We start from the raw sequence: 16,636 nt of genomic DNA on the forward strand, positions 1-16,636 counted from the left end.
GCAACGGTCCGTGTCTGCCATGAAGGCCGCCATGGCAAAACCCGTCACCCGTTTCATCTGTCAGGACTGCGGCGCGACCCACAAGAAATGGGCCGGGCGCTGCGATGCCTGCGGGGCGTGGAACACCATCGTAGAAGAAGCGCCGCTGTCGCAGGGACCGGGGCGCGGGCTGGGCGCTGCGAAGGGCAAGCCCGTGCCGCTGACGCCGCTCTCGACGCAGGAGCCGCCGCCACCCCGCCTCTCCTGCGGGCTGGTCGAGTTCGACCGCGTGCTCGGCGGCGGGCTGGTGCCGGGATCGGCGATTCTGGTCGGCGGCGATCCGGGCATCGGGAAATCGACGCTGCTGCTGCAAGCCGCCGCCGCCTTCGCGCGGAAGGGTTCGCATGCGATCTATATCTCGGGCGAGGAGGCTTCCGCGCAGGTCCGCATGCGCGCGCAGCGGCTGGGCCTGGCCGAGGCGCCGGTGCGTCTGGGGGCCGAAACCGCGCTGCGCGACATCCTGACCACGCTCGATGCAGAAGAACCCGATCTGGCCATCATCGATTCGATCCAGACCCTGTGGTCGGACACCGTCGAGGCCGCGCCCGGTTCGGTCAGTCAGGTCCGCGCCTCGGCGCATGAGTTGGTCAGTTTTGCCAAGAAACGCGGCGTCGCCATCGTGATCGTGGGTCACGTCACCAAGGACGGCCAGATCGCCGGGCCACGGGTGGTCGAACACATGGTCGACACGGTGCTGTATTTCGAAGGCGAGCGAGGCCATCAGTTCCGCATCCTGCGCGCGGTGAAGAACCGTTTCGGCCCCGCCGACGAGATCGGCGTCTTCGAGATGACCGGCGGCGGTCTGGCCGAAGTCGCGAACCCTTCGGCGCTGTTTCTGTCCGAACGCGGCCAGCCCTCGCCCGGCAGCGCGGTCTTTGCCGGGATCGAGGGCACGCGCCCGGTGCTGACCGAAATTCAGGCGCTGGTGGCGCCATCCACGCTGGCCAGCCCGCGCCGGACGGTGGTGGGACTGGACAGCGGGCGCGTCAGCACCATCCTGGCCGTGCTGGAGGCACGCTGCGGCATTCCCTTTGCCGGACTGGACGTTTTCCTGAACGTCGCCGGAGGCATGCGGGTGCAGGAACCGGCTGCCGACCTTGCGATCGCGGCCTCCCTGCTGAGCGCGCGCGAGGACAGCGCCCTGCCCGCAGATTGCGTCACTTTTGGTGAAATCAGCCTGTCCGGCGCGCTTCGTCCAGTGGCGCAGGCCGAAAACAGGTTGAAAGAAGCGCAGAAACTTGGTTTTTCACAGGCCATCATTCCTGCGTCTCAGAAAATCGAGGGCGCAGGCGGGATGCGGCTGGACCGCATCACCGACCTGACAAGCTTTGTCGGCGAGATCTTCGGCGCCGGCTGAACATGGGACAGTGCGGCCGAAATGGCCGCGAACAAGGTGGCACAATGGACGGCTTCACCATTATCGACGGCATCGTGGCCGCCGTCATCATCCTCTCGGCGATCCTGGCCTATGCGCGCGGCTTCGTGCGCGAATCGCTGGCGATCCTCGGCTGGATCGGGGCGGCGGTGCTGGCCTTCCTGTTCGCCGCCACCGTGCGGCCGATGATCGCGCAGGTGCCGGTGCTGGAACAATTCCTGGGCGAAAGCTGCGAACTGGCGACCATCGCCGCTTTCGCCGTCGTCTTCGCGCTGGCGCTGGTGCTGTTTTCGATCATCACGCCGCTGTTTTCATCGGTGGTGCAGCGCTCGGCGCTTGGCGGCGTCGATCAGGGCATGGGCTTTCTGTTCGGGGTGGCGCGCGGCATCCTGCTGGTCGCCATCGCCTTCATCGTCTACGACCGGGTGATGGCCTCCACCCCGGTTGCGGTGGTGGACAATTCGCGCTCGGTCCAGGTGTTCAACCGCATGACCGGCCAGCTGGACGCCCGTATCCCGCAGGACGGATCGGGCTGGATCACCAACCGCTATAACGAGCTGGTCTCGGGCTGCGTCGGCACCGCCGTGACCACCCCCGAAGCCGCACCGACCGGCGCAGAACCCGCGACCACGGACCTGCCCGCCCCCACCCCCGAGACCGCCGCGCCGCCCGCGAACTGAGCGCGGTTCGCGGCGATGTGACGATTTTGCGTCATGCCCTGCCTTGCAGGGCGTGACTTTCTGCGCATCAGCCCCTATCTACTGCGCGACCCCAGATCAGCAGGTGAGCATCATGCAACCCTTCCTCGCGCATCCCTTCGATGACGACCGCCTGCATGAAGAATGCGGCGTCTTCGGCGTGACCGGCGTCGCCGAGGCGGCGAATTTCGTGGCGCTTGGCTTGCACGCGCTGCAGCATCGCGGCCAGGAAGCCGGCGGCATCATCAGCCACGATGCCGAGCGCGGCTTCAACAGCGCCCATCGCTTCGGCTATGTCCGCGACAATTTCACCAAGCAATCGTTGATGGAAACGCTGCCGGGGCCGCTGGCCATCGGGCATGTCCGCTATTCCACCGCGGGCGCCAAGGCCGCGCATATCCGCGACGTGCAGCCCTTCTTCGGCGAGTTTTCGATGGGCGGCTGCGCGGTGGCCCATAACGGCAATATCACCAATGCCGACGCGCTGCGCCGCGAGCTGATCGAGCGTGGGTCCATCTTCCAGTCGGGCAGCGATTCGGAATGCATCATCCACCTGATGGCCCGGTCCATCCAGCGCAACATCCCCGAGCGGATGAAGGACGCGCTGCGCCGGATCGAAGGCGCGTTTTCGGTCATCGCCATGACCCGCACCAAGCTGATCGGCGTGCGCGACCCCTTGGGCGTGCGTCCGCTGGTGATCGGCAAGCTGGGCGATGGCGCCTTCGCGCTGTCCTCGGAAACCTGCGGGCTGGACATCATCGGCGCCGAATTCCTGCGCGAGGTCGAACCGGGTGAGATGGTGGTGATCTCCAAGGGCAATATCGAAAGCTCGCGCCCGTTCCATCCGACGCCCTCGCGCTTCTGCATCTTCGAACACGTCTATTTCTCGCGCCCCGATTCGATCATCGGCGGCCGCTCGGTCTATGAAACCCGCCGCCAGATCGGGGTGGAACTGGCCCGCGAGGCCCCGGTCGAGGCCGATCTGGTCTGCCCGGTTCCCGATTCGGGCACCCCCGCCGCCATCGGCTATGCACAGGAATCGGGCATCCCCTACGGCATGGGGATCATTCGCAATCAGTATATGGGCCGGACCTTCATCGAACCGACCGACCAGATCCGCAACATGGGCGTGCGCCTGAAGCTGAACGTCAACCGTTCGCTGATCGCCGGCAAGCGGGTGGTGCTGGTCGACGATTCGGTCGTGCGCGGGACCACCAGCCGCAAGATCAAGGACATGATTCTGGATGCCGGCGCCAAGGAAGTGCATTTCCGCATCGCCAGCCCGCCAACCGCCTGGCCCTGCTTCTACGGCGTCGACACCCCCTACCGCGAGAAGCTTCTGGCCGCGCAGATGTCGGTCGAGGAGATGCGCGAATGGATCGGGGTCGACAGCCTGTCATTCGTCTCGCTGGACGGCCTGTATCGTGCGGCGGGCGAGGCGCAGGGCCGCAACAAATCCTGCCCGCAATATTGCGACGCCTGCTTCTCGGGCGATTATCCGGTCGCGCCCTTCGATCAGCTGCAGCGCGGCTTCCAGATGAAGGACGGCTCGGAATCGGCGCCGAGCCACGCCGCCGAATAGGCCGCCAAAGAGCCTCCGGCGGGGATATTTAGACCAGGGTGAAATTCACTCTGGACCAAATATCCCCCGCGGAGCGCGCGCCATCCCGGATCAGGACCTGTCTTCGGCCTTCTGCGCCAGTGCTTCCGCGCGTGCCGCCAGTTCCGCCATGCTGTCCTGCACTTCAGAGGCGACCATCCCGCTCGCGGCCTGGCGCATCCGGGCCAGTTCGCGTTCCGCCGCCAGCGCGCGGTCTTCCATGCTGTTATGGCGATCCGCCAGCATCAGCCCGGCGAGCAGCAGCAGCCGGGGTTCGGGCATCCGGCCCGCCTGCTCGATGATCTTCTGGGCTTCTTCATCCAGCAGGGCGCTGGCGCGGCGCAGCAGGCGTTCCTCGCCGTCCTGCGCCTGAAGCGTGTATTCCTTGTGACCGATGGTGAAGGTGACGTCCATGTTCAGCCCTCGCTCTTGTCAAATGCGACCACATCGCCCGGCGCGGGCGTGACATCTTCGGCATAGGGCGCATCCGAGGCGCGCGGCGCGCGTGCGATCAGCTGTTCCAGCCCGGACATGATGTCATCAAGGGCGGCGATCTCGGCCGCGCGGGTGCTGCGCAGCAGGTCCAGCTCGGCCCGAATCGCAGCATCGCCCTGCGTCGCGGCGACATGAGTTTCGGTGCGGGCCAGCTGGGCCTCGACATCGGCGAGGCTGCGTTTCAGCGCCGCGTTTTCCGCCCTGAGCGCCGCAAGTTCGGCATCCGCCGCCGGAGCGGCCCGATCAAGGGCTTGGTCGATACGGCCCAAGGCGGCGATCAGGCGCTTTTCACTGTCCGCAAAACTGGTCATTGGCCGTCCTGACAAGAAACTTGACGAGTCTTCTGACAGGACTCGTCATAAAAAACAAGAACGGGCGGCCGCGCGGGCCGCCCGTTCAGCGTATCATGGCCTGCGCAGTTCGCGCCTTTCTCCCATCAGCCCCTTCACGATGGCCCAGCAGGCGCCCAGCAACACGATGGTGAAGGGAAGCCCGGTCGAAACCGCCATCGCCTGCAGCGCCGCCAGTCCCCCCGAGAGCATGAGTGCGATCGCCACCAGCCCTTCGAACGTGCACCAGAATACCCGCTGCGGGGTCGGTGCGTTGATCTTGCCCCCCGCCGCAATGGTGTCGATCACCAGCGAACCGGAATCCGACGAGGTGATGAAGAAGACCACCACCAGGATAATGCCGATCAGGCTGGTGATCTGGGTGAAGGGCAGCTGCGAGAGCATCTGGAACAGCTTCAACTCCAGCGCGGCATCCGAGATGCCCGCGAAGCCCGCCTGCGTCAGCGAGATCGCGGTGCCTCCGAAGGTGGTCATCCACAGGACCGAGATCAGCGCCGGCACCACCAGCACCGCGATCAGGAACTGCCGCACCGTCCGCCCGCGCGACACCCGCGCGATGAACATGCCCACGAAGGGCGACCAGCTGATCCACCAGGCCCAGTAGAAGGCCGTCCAGCCATGGCGGAAATTGTCGTCATCGCGCCCGAACGGGTTCGACAGCGGGATGATCTCCTGCGCGTAGGCTTTCAGATTGGCGAAGAAGCCGGTCAGGATCGACATCGTCGGCCCCAGCAGGATCACGAAGACCATCAGCCCGAAGGCGAGGACCATGTTGATCTCGGACAGGCGCTTCACGCCCTTGTCGACGCCCGCCACGACGCTGAAGGTCGCGATGCCGGTGATGAGCAGGATCAGCAGGATCTTGGTGGTGTTGGTGGCCGGGATGTCGAACAGGAAGTTGAGCCCTGCGGTGGCCTGCTCGGCCCCGAAACCCAGCGAGGTCGCCAACCCGAAGATGGTGGCGAAGACCGCCAGGATATCGATGACATGACCGGGCCAGCCCCAGATACGTTCCCCGAGGATCGGGTAGAAGACCGAACGCATCGTCAGCGGCAGGCCCCTGTTGAAGGAAAACTGCGCCAGCGCCAGCGCCACCACTGCATAGATCGCCCAGGGGTGCAGGCCCCAATGGAAGATCGTCGCCGCCATGCCCAGCCGGCGCGCGGCCAGCGCGTCGCCCTCGGCGCCCTGCAGCGGCGCCCAGTCGGTGCGCACACCGTCCTCGATCACCACGCCCGCGAGCGAACTGTCGAAATGGCTCATCGGCTCGGAGACGCCGTAGAACATCAGCCCGATGCCCATGCCGGCGGCGAACAGCATCGCGAACCAGCCCGACAGCGAGTAATCCGGCGTGGCCTCCGGTCCGCCAAGGCGGATGCCGCCCAGGGGCGAGAGGATCAGCCCGAGGCAGAGCAGCACGAAGATGTTGCCGGCGATCAGGAAGAACCAGTCCAGCTTGCCGGTCAGGAAATCGCGCAGCCCGTTGAAGAACGGGTCCAGCTGATGCTGGAAAATCAGCGCGGCCAATGTGAAGGCGATGATCGCCAGCGACGAAAACAGGAAGACTGGCTTGTGGACATCGAATTCAAGCGTGATGGCGTGACTGATATTGTCCTGACCGATCTCGTAATCGGTCTCGATCACTTCGGTGGTGCCTTCGGGGGCGGGGACGGCCTCATTGGCCGTGACGTCTTGCTGCAGGCCGTCGGGTGACGGCCCTTCAAACGCCGTATCGACCGGATTTCCCTGCGAATCCGCAGGGTTCCGCGACTGCGGATCGTTCGAATGGGACATGAGCTTCCTTTCCGGGGTTGCTTGTTTTCCATGGATGTGGGCTTGAGGGTGACGCTTATGTCACATCCTCGCGAGGAATGCCACCCTTGGGTCCCGGACCTGTCGCCTGGGGGGATTGGGCTTTGGGTGCAGGCGGCGTATAAGACGGCGGAATTCTGGAAAGGTCCAAGCGATGCGGCAGGCTGAAATCACCCGCAAGACGGCGGAAACCGAGATCGTGGTGCGCGTCGATCTCGACGGCACCGGGGTCTATGACAACCAGACCGGGGTCGGGTTTTTCGATCACATGCTGGACCAGCTGGCCCGCCATTCGCTGATCGACGTCCGCGTGCGCGCCAAGGGCGACCTGCATATCGACGATCACCACACGGTCGAGGATGTGGGCATCGCCCTCGGTCAGGCGCTGACGCAAGCGCTTGGCGACAAGAAGGGCATCCGGCGTTACGGGTCGTTCCTGCTGGCGATGGATGATGCGCAGCTGCGCACGGCGCTGGATCTGTCGGCGCGTCCCTTCCTGATCTGGAACGTGGATTTCCCGACCCAGAAGATCGGCACATTCGACACCGAGCTGGTGCGCGAATTCTTCCAGGCGCTGTCCACCCATGGCGGCATCACGTTGCATGTCGATGCGCTGCACGGCTTCAATTCCCACCACCTCGCCGAGGCCGCGTTCAAATCCGTCGCCCGCGCCCTGCGCGAAGCGGTCGAACCCGACCCGCGCATGGCGGGTGTGCTGCCCTCGACCAAGGGGGCGCTCTAGATGCGCGTCGCGCTGGTGGATTACGACAGCGGCAACCTGCATTCCGCCCAGAAAGCCTTCGCGATGATGGGCGCGAAGGCCGGCGCCGAGATCATCGTGACTTCGGATCCCGAAGCGGTGGCCCGCGCTGACCGGATCGTGCTGCCCGGCGACGGCGCCTTTCCGGCCTGCAAAGCCGCGCTGGAGGCCGTGCCGGGTATGGTCGAGGCGCTGCGCGAGGCGGTCGAGACCCGCGCCGTCCCCTTCATGGGCATCTGCGTCGGCATGCAGATGCTGGCCGATCTCGGGCATGAATATCGCGACACGCCGGGCCTCGGCTGGATCGGCGGCGAGATCGACGCCATCCGCCCCTCGGTTCCCGGCCTGAAAGTGCCGCATATGGGCTGGAACGACCTGCGCCTGCGCGGCGCACATCCGGTTCTGGACGGTTTGAACAGCGGCGATCACGCCTATTTCGTCCATAGCTGGCAGTTCCACCCGACCGATCCGGCGCATCTTCTGGCCGATGTCGACTATGGCGGCCCGGTGACGGCCATCGTCGGGCGCGACAACATCATCGGCACCCAGTTCCACCCGGAAAAGTCGCAGGCCGTGGGGCTGCGCCTGATCGAGAACTTCCTGAACTGGCGGCCCTGACGCCCTTGCGCTTCGTCAATCCTCTGCCCTTCGTGGCCGATCTGGACCGCGCCCGCCGGTTCTGCCACGATGTGATGGGGCTGGTCGTCCTTGAGGATGAAGGCGGCTTCATCCGCTTTCAAAATGGCTTCGCGATCCATGACGGCGCGCACCTGCATCAGACGATCTTTGGCCAGACCCCGATTTATGCCGCCCCGTTCGGGCGCGCAAATCTGGTGCTCTATTTCGAGGATGAGGATCTGGATGCCGCGTTTGCCCGCATCGCCCCGCATGTCGCGGTGATCCATCCGGTCTCGCGTCAGCCCTGGGGGCAGCGCGTCTTCCGCTTCCACGACCCCGACGACCACATCGTCGAGATCGGAGAGCCGCAATGACGGCCCTCCGCCGTGTCAGTTACTGCAACTTGGCCCAGGTCTGGTTCTTGCAGATCAGTCCGCCGGCCACGCAACCCGCCAACTGCATCCTGTCGCCGCTGACCTGCGCCTTGCCGTTATAGATCTTGTTATCGGCGGGGCGCAGTACCTTGCCCTTGTAATTGCCATCGCCCTGCGGGGTCATGTCGATCACGATCTGCTTGCCGATATTGGGCGACTGGAATTCCGCCTTGTCCTTGAAGGTGCGGGTGATGGTGCCGCAGAACGCCCCGCCGCAGGGGGTGATCTGGACATAGGCGAAGGCACCCTCATCGGGCTGGGTCTGCCACAGCCCCTCGATCGGGTCGGCGAAAGCGGCCCCGGCCAGCAGGCTGAAGGCGGCGGCGAGTGCGAATGTCTTCATGGTCTCCTCCCAAAGATCCGTTTGCGGCGATCTGACGGCAGCGCCGCGATTCACGCAAGCATGACGTGGGGTCGCCCGGCGCCGAGCGCGCCGCTTGCTCCGCCCGCCCCCCTGTGGCAAAGCCCAGCCGGACAAAAGTCAGGAGCCGCAGGATGATCCTCTACCCCGCCATCGACCTGAAGGACGGCAATTGCGTGCGTCTGCTGCGCGGCGACATGGAGGCCGCGACCGTCTTCGGCACCGATCCGGCCGCGCAGGCCCGCGCCTTTCAGGATGCAGGCGCCGAATGGCTGCACCTTGTGGACCTGAACGGCGCCTTCGCCGGCCAGCCCGTCAATGCCGCCGCGGTCGAGGCGATCCTGCGTGCCACCTCGATCCCCGCCCAGCTCGGCGGCGGCATCCGCGACATGGCGACGATCGACATGTGGCTGGAGAAGGGCCTGAAACGCGTGATCCTCGGCACCGTCGCGGTCGAAAACCCGGATCTGGTCCGCGAAGCCGCATCGGCCTTCCCCGGTCAGGTCGCGGTCGGCATCGATGCCCGCAAGGGCTTCGTCGCCACCAAGGGCTGGGCCGAGGAAACCACCGTTCAGGCCGCCGATCTCGCCCGCAGCTTCGAAGATGCGGGCGTCGCCGCCATCATCTACACCGATATCGACCGCGACGGCGCCATGGCCGGCCCCAATACCGAAGCGACCGAGGCGCTCGCCCGCGCGGTCAGCATCCCGGTCATCGCCTCGGGCGGGGTCTCCTCGATGGCGGACCTTCTGCGCCTGCGCGATACCGGCGTGATCGCGGGCGCCATTTCGGGCCGGGCGCTTTATGATGGCGCGCTCGATCTTAAGGCCGCGCTCGACGCGCTCGCCTGATTTCACTTTGGCCCCAATATCCCGGGGGAGGCCGCAAGGCCGGGGGCAGCGCCCCCTTCCCCAACCGGCCACCAAGCGCTATCAGGCGACATGATCGTCGATCCCAACCATCCGTTTTTCCGCCCGCTCTGGGTCCGCATCCTCTGCTCGGCCTTCCCCTTCGGCTGGGCGGTCTTCGAATTCTCGACCGGCAATCTGTTCTGGGCGATCCTGTTCCTGATCGCGGGCGGCGTGCTGTTCAATGCGCTGATCCTGCGCGGGCCGGACCGAGGCTGACCCCTTCCCCTGCACGCCCGGCCGCGCTATCACCCGCATATGCTGAAGACTCGCATCATCCCTTGCCTTGACGTGGCCGATGGCCGGGTCGTGAAAGGCGTGAATTTCGTCGATCTGGTGGATGCCGGCGACCCGGTCGAGGCCGCCAAGGCCTATGACGCCGCCGGGGCCGACGAAATCTGCTTTCTCGACATCCACGCCACCCATGAAAACCGCGGCACCATGTTCGACGTGGTGACCCGCACGGCCGAGCAATGCTTCGTGCCGCTGACCGTCGGCGGCGGCGTGCGCACGCATCACGATGTCCGCGCCCTGCTGCTGGCGGGGGCCGACAAGGTGTCGTTCAACTCGGCCGCCGTGGCCGATCCCAATGTGCTGTCGGAGGCCGCCGACCGCTTCGGCAGCCAGTGCATCGTCTGCGCCCTCGACGCCAAGACCGTCGCCCCCGGCAAATGGGAGATCTTCACCCATGGCGGCCGCAAGCCCACCGGTATCGACGCGGTGGAATTCGCTGGCCTGGTAGCGGCGAAGGGGGCGGGCGAAATCCTGCTGACCTCGATGGATCGCGACGGCACCAAAGCCGGCTTCAACCTCGCCCTCACCCGCGCCGTGGCCGATGCGGTGGACATTCCGGTCATCGCCTCGGGCGGGGTCGGCATGCTGGACCATCTGGTCGAGGGCGTGACCGAGGGCCATGCCAGCGCGCTGCTCGCCGCCTCGATCTTCCATTTCGGCACCTTCACGGTGGGCGAGGCCAAGGCGCATCTGGCCGCCGCCGGCATCCCGGTGAGGTTGACATGAGCGATGACGCCTTCGCCCGCCTCGACGCCACCATCGCCGCGCGCAAGGGCGCCGATCCCGAGACCAGCTGGACCGCGAAGCTGCTGTCCAAAGGCCCGGAAAAATGCGCTGAGAAATTCGGCGAGGAAGCCGTCGAGGCCATCATCGAGGCGGTGAAGGGCGACCGCGAGAAGCTGGTCTCTGAAGCGGCGGACGCGATCTTTCACCTTGCGGTCATGCTGGCCGCGCGCGACCTGACGCTGGCCGATGTGGCCGCCGAACTGGCCCGGCGCGAGGGCCGGTCGGGCATCGCCGAAAAGGCCAGCCGCGGCTGACCGCCACGCCCGCCGGAATGTTCCGCTGGCGGAGGGAATTCCGGCGGCCTGCGCCCGCGCCTCCGCGCCCTGAAGCGGCCCGTACGCCGAAACTGGCCGAACAGATCTGTCACACCCCGCTGTTACTTGTGGTTGTGCGGTCCTTGACCCCATAGTCGGGCATGAAACCGGACTAGTCCGAGGGCGCAGCCGCAGAAATCCAAGGCAAATTGCTTTCCCTTGGGTGACAAGACGCGGTATAAGCCAGCAATTCCTACCGCGCGTCAGACGCGGGTTTCACAAGGCAGAGGATCCTCATGACCGCAGACGCCAAATCCGGCAAGCATCACGACGGCGATGTCGCTTTCATCCAGTCGCTGGCCGAGCTTCTGAACAGCAGCGAACTGTCCGAATTGTCGGTCAAGCGCGAATATGGCGAAAACGACCGGCTGACCGTCAGCCTGTCCAAGCATGGCAAGCAGGTGGTCATGCAGGCTGCAGCCCCGGCCGCCTATGCGCCAGCCCCTATGGCGGCCACGCCCGGCCCGGTGTCGCCGTCGACGCCGACGGCCACGCCCGGCGCCCCCTCGGGTGATCCGGCGGACCTGCCGGGCGCGGTGACCTCGCCCATGGTCGGCACCGCCTATCTGTCCGCGGAACCGGGTGCGGCCCCCTTCGTCACCATCGGCCAGCAGGTCAGCGAAGGCGACACGCTGCTGATCGTCGAGGCGATGAAGACCATGAACCACATCCCCTCGCCCAAATCGGGCACGGTCAAGCGCATCCTGGTCGATGACGGCACCCCGGTTGAATATGGCGCGCCCCTGATGATCGTGGAATGAGGCCGGGATGTTCGACAAGATCCTGATTGCCAACCGGGGCGAAATCGCGCTGCGCGTCATCCGCGCCGCCCGCGAAATGGGCATCAAGACGGTGGCTGTTCACTCGACCGCCGATGCCAACGCAATGCATGTCCGCATGGCCGACGAATCGGTCGCCATCGGGCCGCCGCCCTCGTCCGAAAGCTATCTGAACCCGGCAGCGATCATCGCCGCCTGCGAGATCACCGGCGCGCAGGCCGTTCATCCGGGCTATGGCTTCCTGTCGGAAAACGCCAATTTCGCGCAGATGCTGGAGGATCACGGCATCACCTTCATCGGACCCAAGGCCGAACATATCCGCATCATGGGCGACAAGATCACCGCCAAGGACACGGCCAAGGCGCTTGGCATCCCGGTGGTTCCGGGGTCCGATGGCGGGGTGAATGACGTGGATGAGGCCAAGAAGGTCGCGGCCGAGATCGGCTATCCGGTCATCATCAAGGCCACCGCCGGCGGCGGCGGGCGCGGCATGAAGGTCGCCCATGACGAAAAGGGGCTGGAGGTTGCCTTCCGCACCGCCCGTGCCGAAGCCAAGGCCGCCTTCGGCAACCCCGATGTCTATATCGAGAAATATCTGCAGAAGCCGCGCCACATCGAAATTCAGGTCTTCGGCGACGGCAAGGGAAATGCGGTCTATCTGGGCGAACGCGACTGTTCGCTGCAACGCCGCCACCAGAAAGTGCTGGAAGAAGCGCCCGGCCCCTCCATCACCGAGGAAGAACGCGCCCGGATCGGGAAGATCTCGGCCGACGCGATGAAGAAGCTCGGTTATATCGGCGCCGGCACCATCGAGTTCCTATATGAGGACGGCGAGTTCTATTTCATCGAGATGAACACCCGCCTGCAGGTCGAGCATCCGGTGACCGAGGCGATTTACGGCGTCGATCTGGTCCGCGAACAGATCCGTGTCGCGGCCGACGAGCCGATGGAGCTGGCGCAGGAGGATCTGAAGATCAACGGCCACGCCATCGAGGTGCGCATCAACGCCGAGAAGCTGCCGAATTTCAGCCCCTCGCCGGGCAAGATCACCCAGTTCCACGCTCCCGGCGGGCTGGGGGTGCGGATGGACAGCGCGATTTATGACGGCTATGTCATCCCGCCCTATTACGACAGCCTGATCGCCAAGCTGATCGTGCATGGCCGCGACCGGCCCGAGGCGCTGGCGCGGCTGAAGCGCGCCCTGTCCGAGCTGATCGTCGATGGCGTGGACACCACCACGCCGCTGTTCGATGCCCTGCTGGAGGAGCCGGATATTCAGGACGGCAATTATTCCATCCACTGGCTGGAACGCTGGCTGAGCGAGAACGTCCCGGCGTGATCTCGGCCGAGCAGATGCTGTGGGCCTATGCCAATGGCATTTTCCCCATGGCGGGCTCGGCCGAAGACCCATCGCTTCATTGGCTCGACCCCTCGCGGCGCGGCGTCATGCCGGTCGGTGGGGTCCATGCCTCGGCCTCGATGCGGCGGCATTTGCGGCGCTGCACCTGGCGGCTGACGCTGAACAGTCATTTCTGCGATGTGGTGCGGGCCTGCGCGGCACGCAGCGAGACCTGGATCAATGCCGATCTGCACCGCGTGTATGGCGACCTGCACCACATGGGCCGCGCCCATTCGATCGAGGTTCTTGACGGCGATGAGCTGGTCGGCGCGGTTTTCGGCCTGACCATCGGGGCGGCGTTTTTCGGCGAAAGCATGTTCTCGCACCGGACCAACGCATCGAAGACCGCGCTGCTGGTGCTGTCGATCCATCTGAAGGCCAGCGGCTTCACGCTGTTCGACACCCAATATCCGACCCCGCACCTGCAGTCATTGGGTGGTCAGACCATCTCGCGCGGCGAATACCGGCGCCGGCTGGCCGAAGCGATCCAGCGGCCGGCCGACATCGCCGCGCGGCCGCTGCCCTCGTTTCAGGCGGTCTTGCAGGCCATGACCCAGACGTCATAGCGCGCATCATCCAGCGCCGAGAGCGCCGGCGAGGAGGCCACCATCCAGCCATCGAACAGTGTCGCCCGGCTGTTGCGGTCGGTGATGACCATCTGCGCGAAGGCGTCCGAATTTGGGTCGGCGGAGGGATAGCGGCATTCGCCCAGCCGCACCGTCAAACGGCCGATATCGGCCGACTCGCCCGGCGCCAGTTCCACATCGCTGATCTCGCTGGACACCTTGTCGAGCATACGCAACACCGCGCCTGTGCCGCGGGTGGTTTCGATATCGTCCTGCGCCAAGACCGGCGTCGTCGCCGCCAGCATCGACAGGGTCAGAAGGATGTAACGGATCATTGGGCATCCTCCGGGGCGGGGTCGGCGCCGGGCGTCTCGGCCGCCTGCGAATCGACGAACTTCATCATCAGGGACAGCAGGCTGACGGCGCCCTGCACATCTTCGATCTCGTCGCCGGGGGCGAGGTTTTCGGGACTGCCGCCCGGCTGAAGTTCCAGATAGGCGCCCCCCAGTAGGCCATCGGACTGGATGATCGCCGCCGAATCGGCAGGCAGCAGCACGCCGTCCTGCAGGCGCAGGCGGGCCTCGGCCAGATAGGTGGCGGGGTTCAGGCTGATCTCGGTCACGCGGCCCACGGGGACGCCGGCCATGCGGATCTCGGACCCCTTTTCGATGCCTTCCACATTGGGAAAGGCCGCGATCAGGTCATATCCGCCGCCGGGCATCAGGCGCGGACCGGCGGCGAAAGCCAGAAACCCCGCCGCAACCGCCAGCACGACGGTGCCGGCGACCAGCTCTGCCCGGCTGTCATCGCTCATTGATCGGGTTGCCACGCGTCGTAATCGCTGCGCTCGACCGGCTTGGCGCGATAGATCGAACCCTTGGGCCGATAGGCCTGCGGGGTGCCGGTCATGTTCATCTGGCTGGGCAGTTCCCACGGCCGGCGCGGGAGGGGATCCTTGGTCGGCGGTTCCTTGTAGGTATGGTGCAGCCAACCATGCCATTCGACCGGCACCCGGCTCGCCTCGGATTCGCCGTTATAGATGACCCAGCGGCGGTCGCCCTTCCTGGACTGGTAATAGATATTGCCCTGATCGTCCTCGCCGACCTTTTCGCCGTAAAGCGCGGTCCAGACCTGCGTGTTCAGTGTCTGCCCTCTCCACCAGGTCAGAATACGGTCAACGATCCACATGGGCGGCTCCTTCGGGTCTGTCGCCTTGTCTATGCCGCAAAGCGCCGTCCGGGTCCAGTGGGACCGGAACTGCCGCATCAACCGCGCGTTTTAGCCGAGGAGGATGAAGGATGAGTTATTTTCAGGGCCGATTGATCGACCATCTGCACATGCGGGTCACCAATTACGAAAAATCGCGCGATTTCTATCAGGCCATACTGGAGGCGCTTGGCCAGGGCGACAATATCGAACACGGCCGCGACTGGATGTGTTGCGATGAGCTGTTCCTCGACCAGCTGGATGTGGGTGACACGCCCAGCCGCATCCACCTGTGTTTTCAGGCCGCCGACCGTGCGATGGTGAACGCCTTCTATGAGGCGGCGCTTGCGACAGGGGGCCGCGACTACGGCGCGCCCGGGCTGCGCGACTATCACCCCGGCTATTACGCGGCCTTCGTGCTCGACCCCGACGGCAACAATATCGAGGCGAAATTCGACGAACGCCCCCTGACCCGTTCGGCCCCGGTGATCGAGATCACGACCTAACCCAGATCGGCGCCCAAGCCCTGCATCAGCCCGACAAAATCCGGGAATGAGGTCGCAATCGCTGCCCCGTCGTCAACGGTGATCTCCGCATCTGCGGTCAGTCCGGCGACCAGAAACGACATGGCGATCCGGTGGTCGAGATGCGTCGCAACCGGCTCCCCCCCACCCGGAATGCGGCCCGTGCCATGGACGGTCATGCTGTCGCGGGTCTCCTCCACCTCGACCCCGTTGGCGCGCAGCCCTTTGGCCATGGCGTCGATGCGATCGGATTCCTTCACCCGCAATTCGGCCACGCCGTTCATCACCGTAGGGCCCTCGGCCATGGTAGCAATCACCGACAGGATGGGGAATTCGTCGATCATGCTGGCGGCGCGCTCGGCCGGGACATTGACGCCTTTCAGCCGGGAATGGCGCACCAGCAGATCGGCCACCGGCTCGCCCCCCTCCTCGCGATCGTTTTCCCAGATCAGGTCCGCGCCCATCTCGGCCAGCGTCACATACAGGCCGTCCCGCGTCGGGTTGCGGCTGATGCCGGGCACCCGGATTTCAGACCCCGGCACGATCAGCGCCGCCGCCACCGGAAACGCCGCCGAGGACGGATCGCGCGGCACCGCCACAGCCTGTCCCCGCAGCTCCGGCCGCCCGGTCAGGGTGATGACGCGGCCCTCAGGCGTTTCCTCGGTCGTGATGGTGGCGCCAAAGCCTACCAGCATCCGTTCGGAATGGTCGCGGGTCGGCTCCTTCTCGATCACCACGGTCTGGCCGGGCGCGTTCAGCCCCGCCAGCAGCACCGCCGATTTGATCTGCGCCGAGGCCACCGGCGTCTGGTAACGCACCGGCACCGGGTCCTGCGCCCCCTTGATGGTCGCGGGCAGCAGGCCGCCCGCGCGGGTGGTGATCTCGGCCCCGAACTGGGACAGCGGGTCGGTGATGCGCCGCATCGGGCGGCGCGAAAGGCTGACATCGCCGGTGAAGGTGGCGGTGATCGGGGTCGTCGCCATCGCGCCCATGATCAGCCGCACGCCGGTCCCGGAATTGCCGCAGTCGATCACGCCCGCAGGTTCGGCAAAGCCGCCGACACCCACGCCGTCAATGATCCATTCGCCAGGGCCAAGCCGTTCGACAGTCGCACCGAAGGCCTGCATGGCCTTGGCGGTGTCCAGCACGTCCTGCCCTTCCAGCAGCCCGGTCACATGCGTGCGTCCTACCGCCAATGCGCCCAGGATCAGCGCCCGGTGGCTGATCGACTTGTCGCCGGGGATCGAGGCCGTCCCCCTCAGCGCGCCGGTGCGGCGCGAAGACATCGGTTTGGCGGGTGCGTGCGACATGGGACTTC

At 65.8% G+C, this 16,636-nt stretch carries 22 protein-coding genes; 14 read left to right on the forward strand and 8 right to left on the reverse strand.

What is annotated here, in order from left to right; translation table 11 throughout:
• Positions 1 to 31 precede the first annotated feature (31 nt).
• The 3 genes from radA (at position 32) to purF (ending at position 3,694) form a co-directional block, all read left to right on the forward strand.
• On the forward strand, positions 32 to 1,396 hold the full coding sequence (gene radA, locus H1S04_RS06210) for a DNA repair protein RadA (protein WP_181744649.1): 1,365 nt from the start codon (positions 32 to 34) through the stop codon (positions 1,394 to 1,396).
• Between the two features lie 44 nt (positions 1,397 to 1,440).
• Entirely contained in the window at positions 1,441 to 2,094 is a 654-nt protein-coding gene (locus H1S04_RS06215; RefSeq protein ID WP_181744650.1) for a CvpA family protein, read from the forward strand.
• A 112-nt stretch (positions 2,095 to 2,206) separates the two neighbouring features.
• Positions 2,207 to 3,694, forward strand: a complete 1,488-nt coding sequence (purF, locus tag H1S04_RS06220) for an amidophosphoribosyltransferase (protein ID WP_181744651.1) — start codon at positions 2,207 to 2,209, stop codon at positions 3,692 to 3,694.
• Between the two features lie 90 nt (positions 3,695 to 3,784).
• On the opposite strand, the gene zapA is transcribed toward purF, so the two are convergent.
• The 3 genes from zapA to H1S04_RS06235 all read right to left on the reverse strand — a co-directional run bounded on the left by zapA (position 3,785) and on the right by H1S04_RS06235 (position 6,351).
• On the reverse strand, positions 3,785 to 4,126 hold the full coding sequence (gene zapA, locus H1S04_RS06225) for a cell division protein ZapA (protein ID WP_181744652.1): 342 nt from the start codon (positions 4,124 to 4,126) through the stop codon (positions 3,785 to 3,787).
• A 2-nt stretch (positions 4,127 to 4,128) separates the two neighbouring features.
• Positions 4,129 to 4,518 carry a hypothetical protein gene (locus H1S04_RS06230; protein WP_181744653.1) on the reverse strand — a complete coding sequence of 130 codons (390 nt, stop codon included), beginning with the start codon at positions 4,516 to 4,518 and terminating at the stop codon, positions 4,129 to 4,131.
• Between the two features lie 93 nt (positions 4,519 to 4,611).
• Positions 4,612 to 6,351: a BCCT family transporter gene (locus H1S04_RS06235; RefSeq protein ID WP_181744654.1), complete on the reverse strand. Its 1,740-nt coding sequence runs from the start codon at positions 6,349 to 6,351 to the stop codon at positions 4,612 to 4,614.
• A 172-nt stretch (positions 6,352 to 6,523) separates the two neighbouring features.
• Between H1S04_RS06235 and hisB the strand changes: the two genes are divergently transcribed.
• The 3 genes from hisB to H1S04_RS06250 are packed head-to-tail and all read left to right on the forward strand — an operon-like array spanning position 6,524 to position 8,121.
• The gene (hisB, locus tag H1S04_RS06240) at positions 6,524 to 7,111 is read left to right on the forward strand and encodes an imidazoleglycerol-phosphate dehydratase HisB (RefSeq protein WP_181744655.1); all 588 of its coding nucleotides are present in this window, start codon (positions 6,524 to 6,526) and stop codon (positions 7,109 to 7,111) included.
• The gene (gene hisH / locus H1S04_RS06245) at positions 7,112 to 7,747 is read left to right on the forward strand and encodes an imidazole glycerol phosphate synthase subunit HisH (protein WP_181744656.1); all 636 of its coding nucleotides are present in this window, start codon (positions 7,112 to 7,114) and stop codon (positions 7,745 to 7,747) included. It begins immediately after the preceding gene.
• Positions 7,748 to 7,752: 5 nt separating this feature from the next.
• A complete protein-coding gene (locus H1S04_RS06250; protein WP_181744657.1) occupies positions 7,753 to 8,121 on the forward strand; it encodes a VOC family protein in 369 nt (122 codons plus the stop codon).
• A 19-nt stretch (positions 8,122 to 8,140) separates the two neighbouring features.
• Here H1S04_RS06250 and H1S04_RS06255 read toward each other — a convergent pair whose 3' ends face one another.
• Positions 8,141 to 8,524: a DUF2147 domain-containing protein gene (locus H1S04_RS06255; protein ID WP_181744658.1), complete on the reverse strand. Its 384-nt coding sequence runs from the start codon at positions 8,522 to 8,524 to the stop codon at positions 8,141 to 8,143.
• A gap of 152 nt (positions 8,525 to 8,676) precedes the next feature.
• Here H1S04_RS06255 and hisA point away from each other — a divergent pair, with 152 nt between their 5' ends.
• The 7 genes from hisA (at position 8,677) to aat (ending at position 13,588) form a co-directional block, all read left to right on the forward strand.
• Entirely contained in the window at positions 8,677 to 9,393 is a 717-nt protein-coding gene (gene hisA / locus H1S04_RS06260; RefSeq protein ID WP_181744659.1) for a 1-(5-phosphoribosyl)-5-[(5-phosphoribosylamino)methylideneamino]imidazole-4-carboxamide isomerase, read from the forward strand.
• A 90-nt stretch (positions 9,394 to 9,483) separates the two neighbouring features.
• Positions 9,484 to 9,669, forward strand: a complete 186-nt coding sequence (locus tag H1S04_RS06265; protein ID WP_181744660.1) for a hypothetical protein — start codon at positions 9,484 to 9,486, stop codon at positions 9,667 to 9,669.
• A gap of 39 nt (positions 9,670 to 9,708) precedes the next feature.
• On the forward strand, positions 9,709 to 10,470 hold the full coding sequence (gene hisF / locus H1S04_RS06270; RefSeq protein WP_181744661.1) for an imidazole glycerol phosphate synthase subunit HisF: 762 nt from the start codon (positions 9,709 to 9,711) through the stop codon (positions 10,468 to 10,470).
• Positions 10,467 to 10,784: a phosphoribosyl-ATP diphosphatase gene (locus H1S04_RS06275; RefSeq protein WP_181744662.1), complete on the forward strand. Its 318-nt coding sequence runs from the start codon at positions 10,467 to 10,469 to the stop codon at positions 10,782 to 10,784. Before hisF ends, H1S04_RS06275 begins: the two co-directional genes overlap by 4 nt.
• Before the next feature lie 296 nt (positions 10,785 to 11,080).
• Positions 11,081 to 11,605: an acetyl-CoA carboxylase biotin carboxyl carrier protein gene (accB, locus tag H1S04_RS06280; protein ID WP_181744663.1), complete on the forward strand. Its 525-nt coding sequence runs from the start codon at positions 11,081 to 11,083 to the stop codon at positions 11,603 to 11,605.
• 7 nt (positions 11,606 to 11,612) lie between these two features.
• Positions 11,613 to 12,962, forward strand: a complete 1,350-nt coding sequence (accC, locus tag H1S04_RS06285) for an acetyl-CoA carboxylase biotin carboxylase subunit (RefSeq protein ID WP_181744664.1) — start codon at positions 11,613 to 11,615, stop codon at positions 12,960 to 12,962.
• Between the two features lie 14 nt (positions 12,963 to 12,976).
• On the forward strand, positions 12,977 to 13,588 hold the full coding sequence (gene aat / locus H1S04_RS06290) for a leucyl/phenylalanyl-tRNA--protein transferase (protein WP_181745414.1): 612 nt from the start codon (positions 12,977 to 12,979) through the stop codon (positions 13,586 to 13,588).
• On the opposite strand, the gene H1S04_RS06295 is transcribed toward aat, so the two are convergent.
• From H1S04_RS06295 to H1S04_RS06305, 3 genes are read right to left on the reverse strand one after another with little or no spacing between them, the layout of a single operon-like run.
• Positions 13,552 to 13,923 (reverse strand): DUF2155 domain-containing protein, encoded by a 372-nt coding sequence (locus tag H1S04_RS06295; RefSeq protein WP_181744665.1) that lies wholly within the window; start codon positions 13,921 to 13,923, stop codon positions 13,552 to 13,554. The genes aat and H1S04_RS06295 overlap by 37 nt on opposite strands.
• The gene (locus tag H1S04_RS06300; RefSeq protein WP_181744666.1) at positions 13,920 to 14,402 is read right to left on the reverse strand and encodes an outer membrane lipid asymmetry maintenance protein MlaD; all 483 of its coding nucleotides are present in this window, start codon (positions 14,400 to 14,402) and stop codon (positions 13,920 to 13,922) included. Before H1S04_RS06300 ends, H1S04_RS06295 begins: the two co-directional genes overlap by 4 nt.
• On the reverse strand, positions 14,399 to 14,776 hold the full coding sequence (locus tag H1S04_RS06305; RefSeq protein WP_181744667.1) for an NADH:ubiquinone oxidoreductase subunit NDUFA12: 378 nt from the start codon (positions 14,774 to 14,776) through the stop codon (positions 14,399 to 14,401). Before H1S04_RS06305 ends, H1S04_RS06300 begins: the two co-directional genes overlap by 4 nt.
• A 110-nt stretch (positions 14,777 to 14,886) precedes the next feature.
• On the opposite strand from H1S04_RS06305, the gene H1S04_RS06310 reads away from it, so the two are divergent.
• Positions 14,887 to 15,300, forward strand: coding sequence for a VOC family protein (locus tag H1S04_RS06310; RefSeq protein WP_181744668.1), 414 nt, complete (start codon positions 14,887 to 14,889; stop codon positions 15,298 to 15,300).
• Here H1S04_RS06310 and aroA read toward each other — a convergent pair.
• Positions 15,297 to 16,628: a 3-phosphoshikimate 1-carboxyvinyltransferase gene (aroA, locus tag H1S04_RS06315; protein WP_181744669.1), complete on the reverse strand. Its 1,332-nt coding sequence runs from the start codon at positions 16,626 to 16,628 to the stop codon at positions 15,297 to 15,299. The genes H1S04_RS06310 and aroA overlap by 4 nt on opposite strands.
• Between the last annotated feature and the right edge of the window lie 8 nt (positions 16,629 to 16,636).

Origin of the sequence: Paracoccus sp. S1E-3 (assembly GCF_013868135.1) — a bacterium.
In the GTDB taxonomy this organism is placed as follows: Bacteria; Pseudomonadota; Alphaproteobacteria; order Rhodobacterales; family Rhodobacteraceae; genus Paracoccus.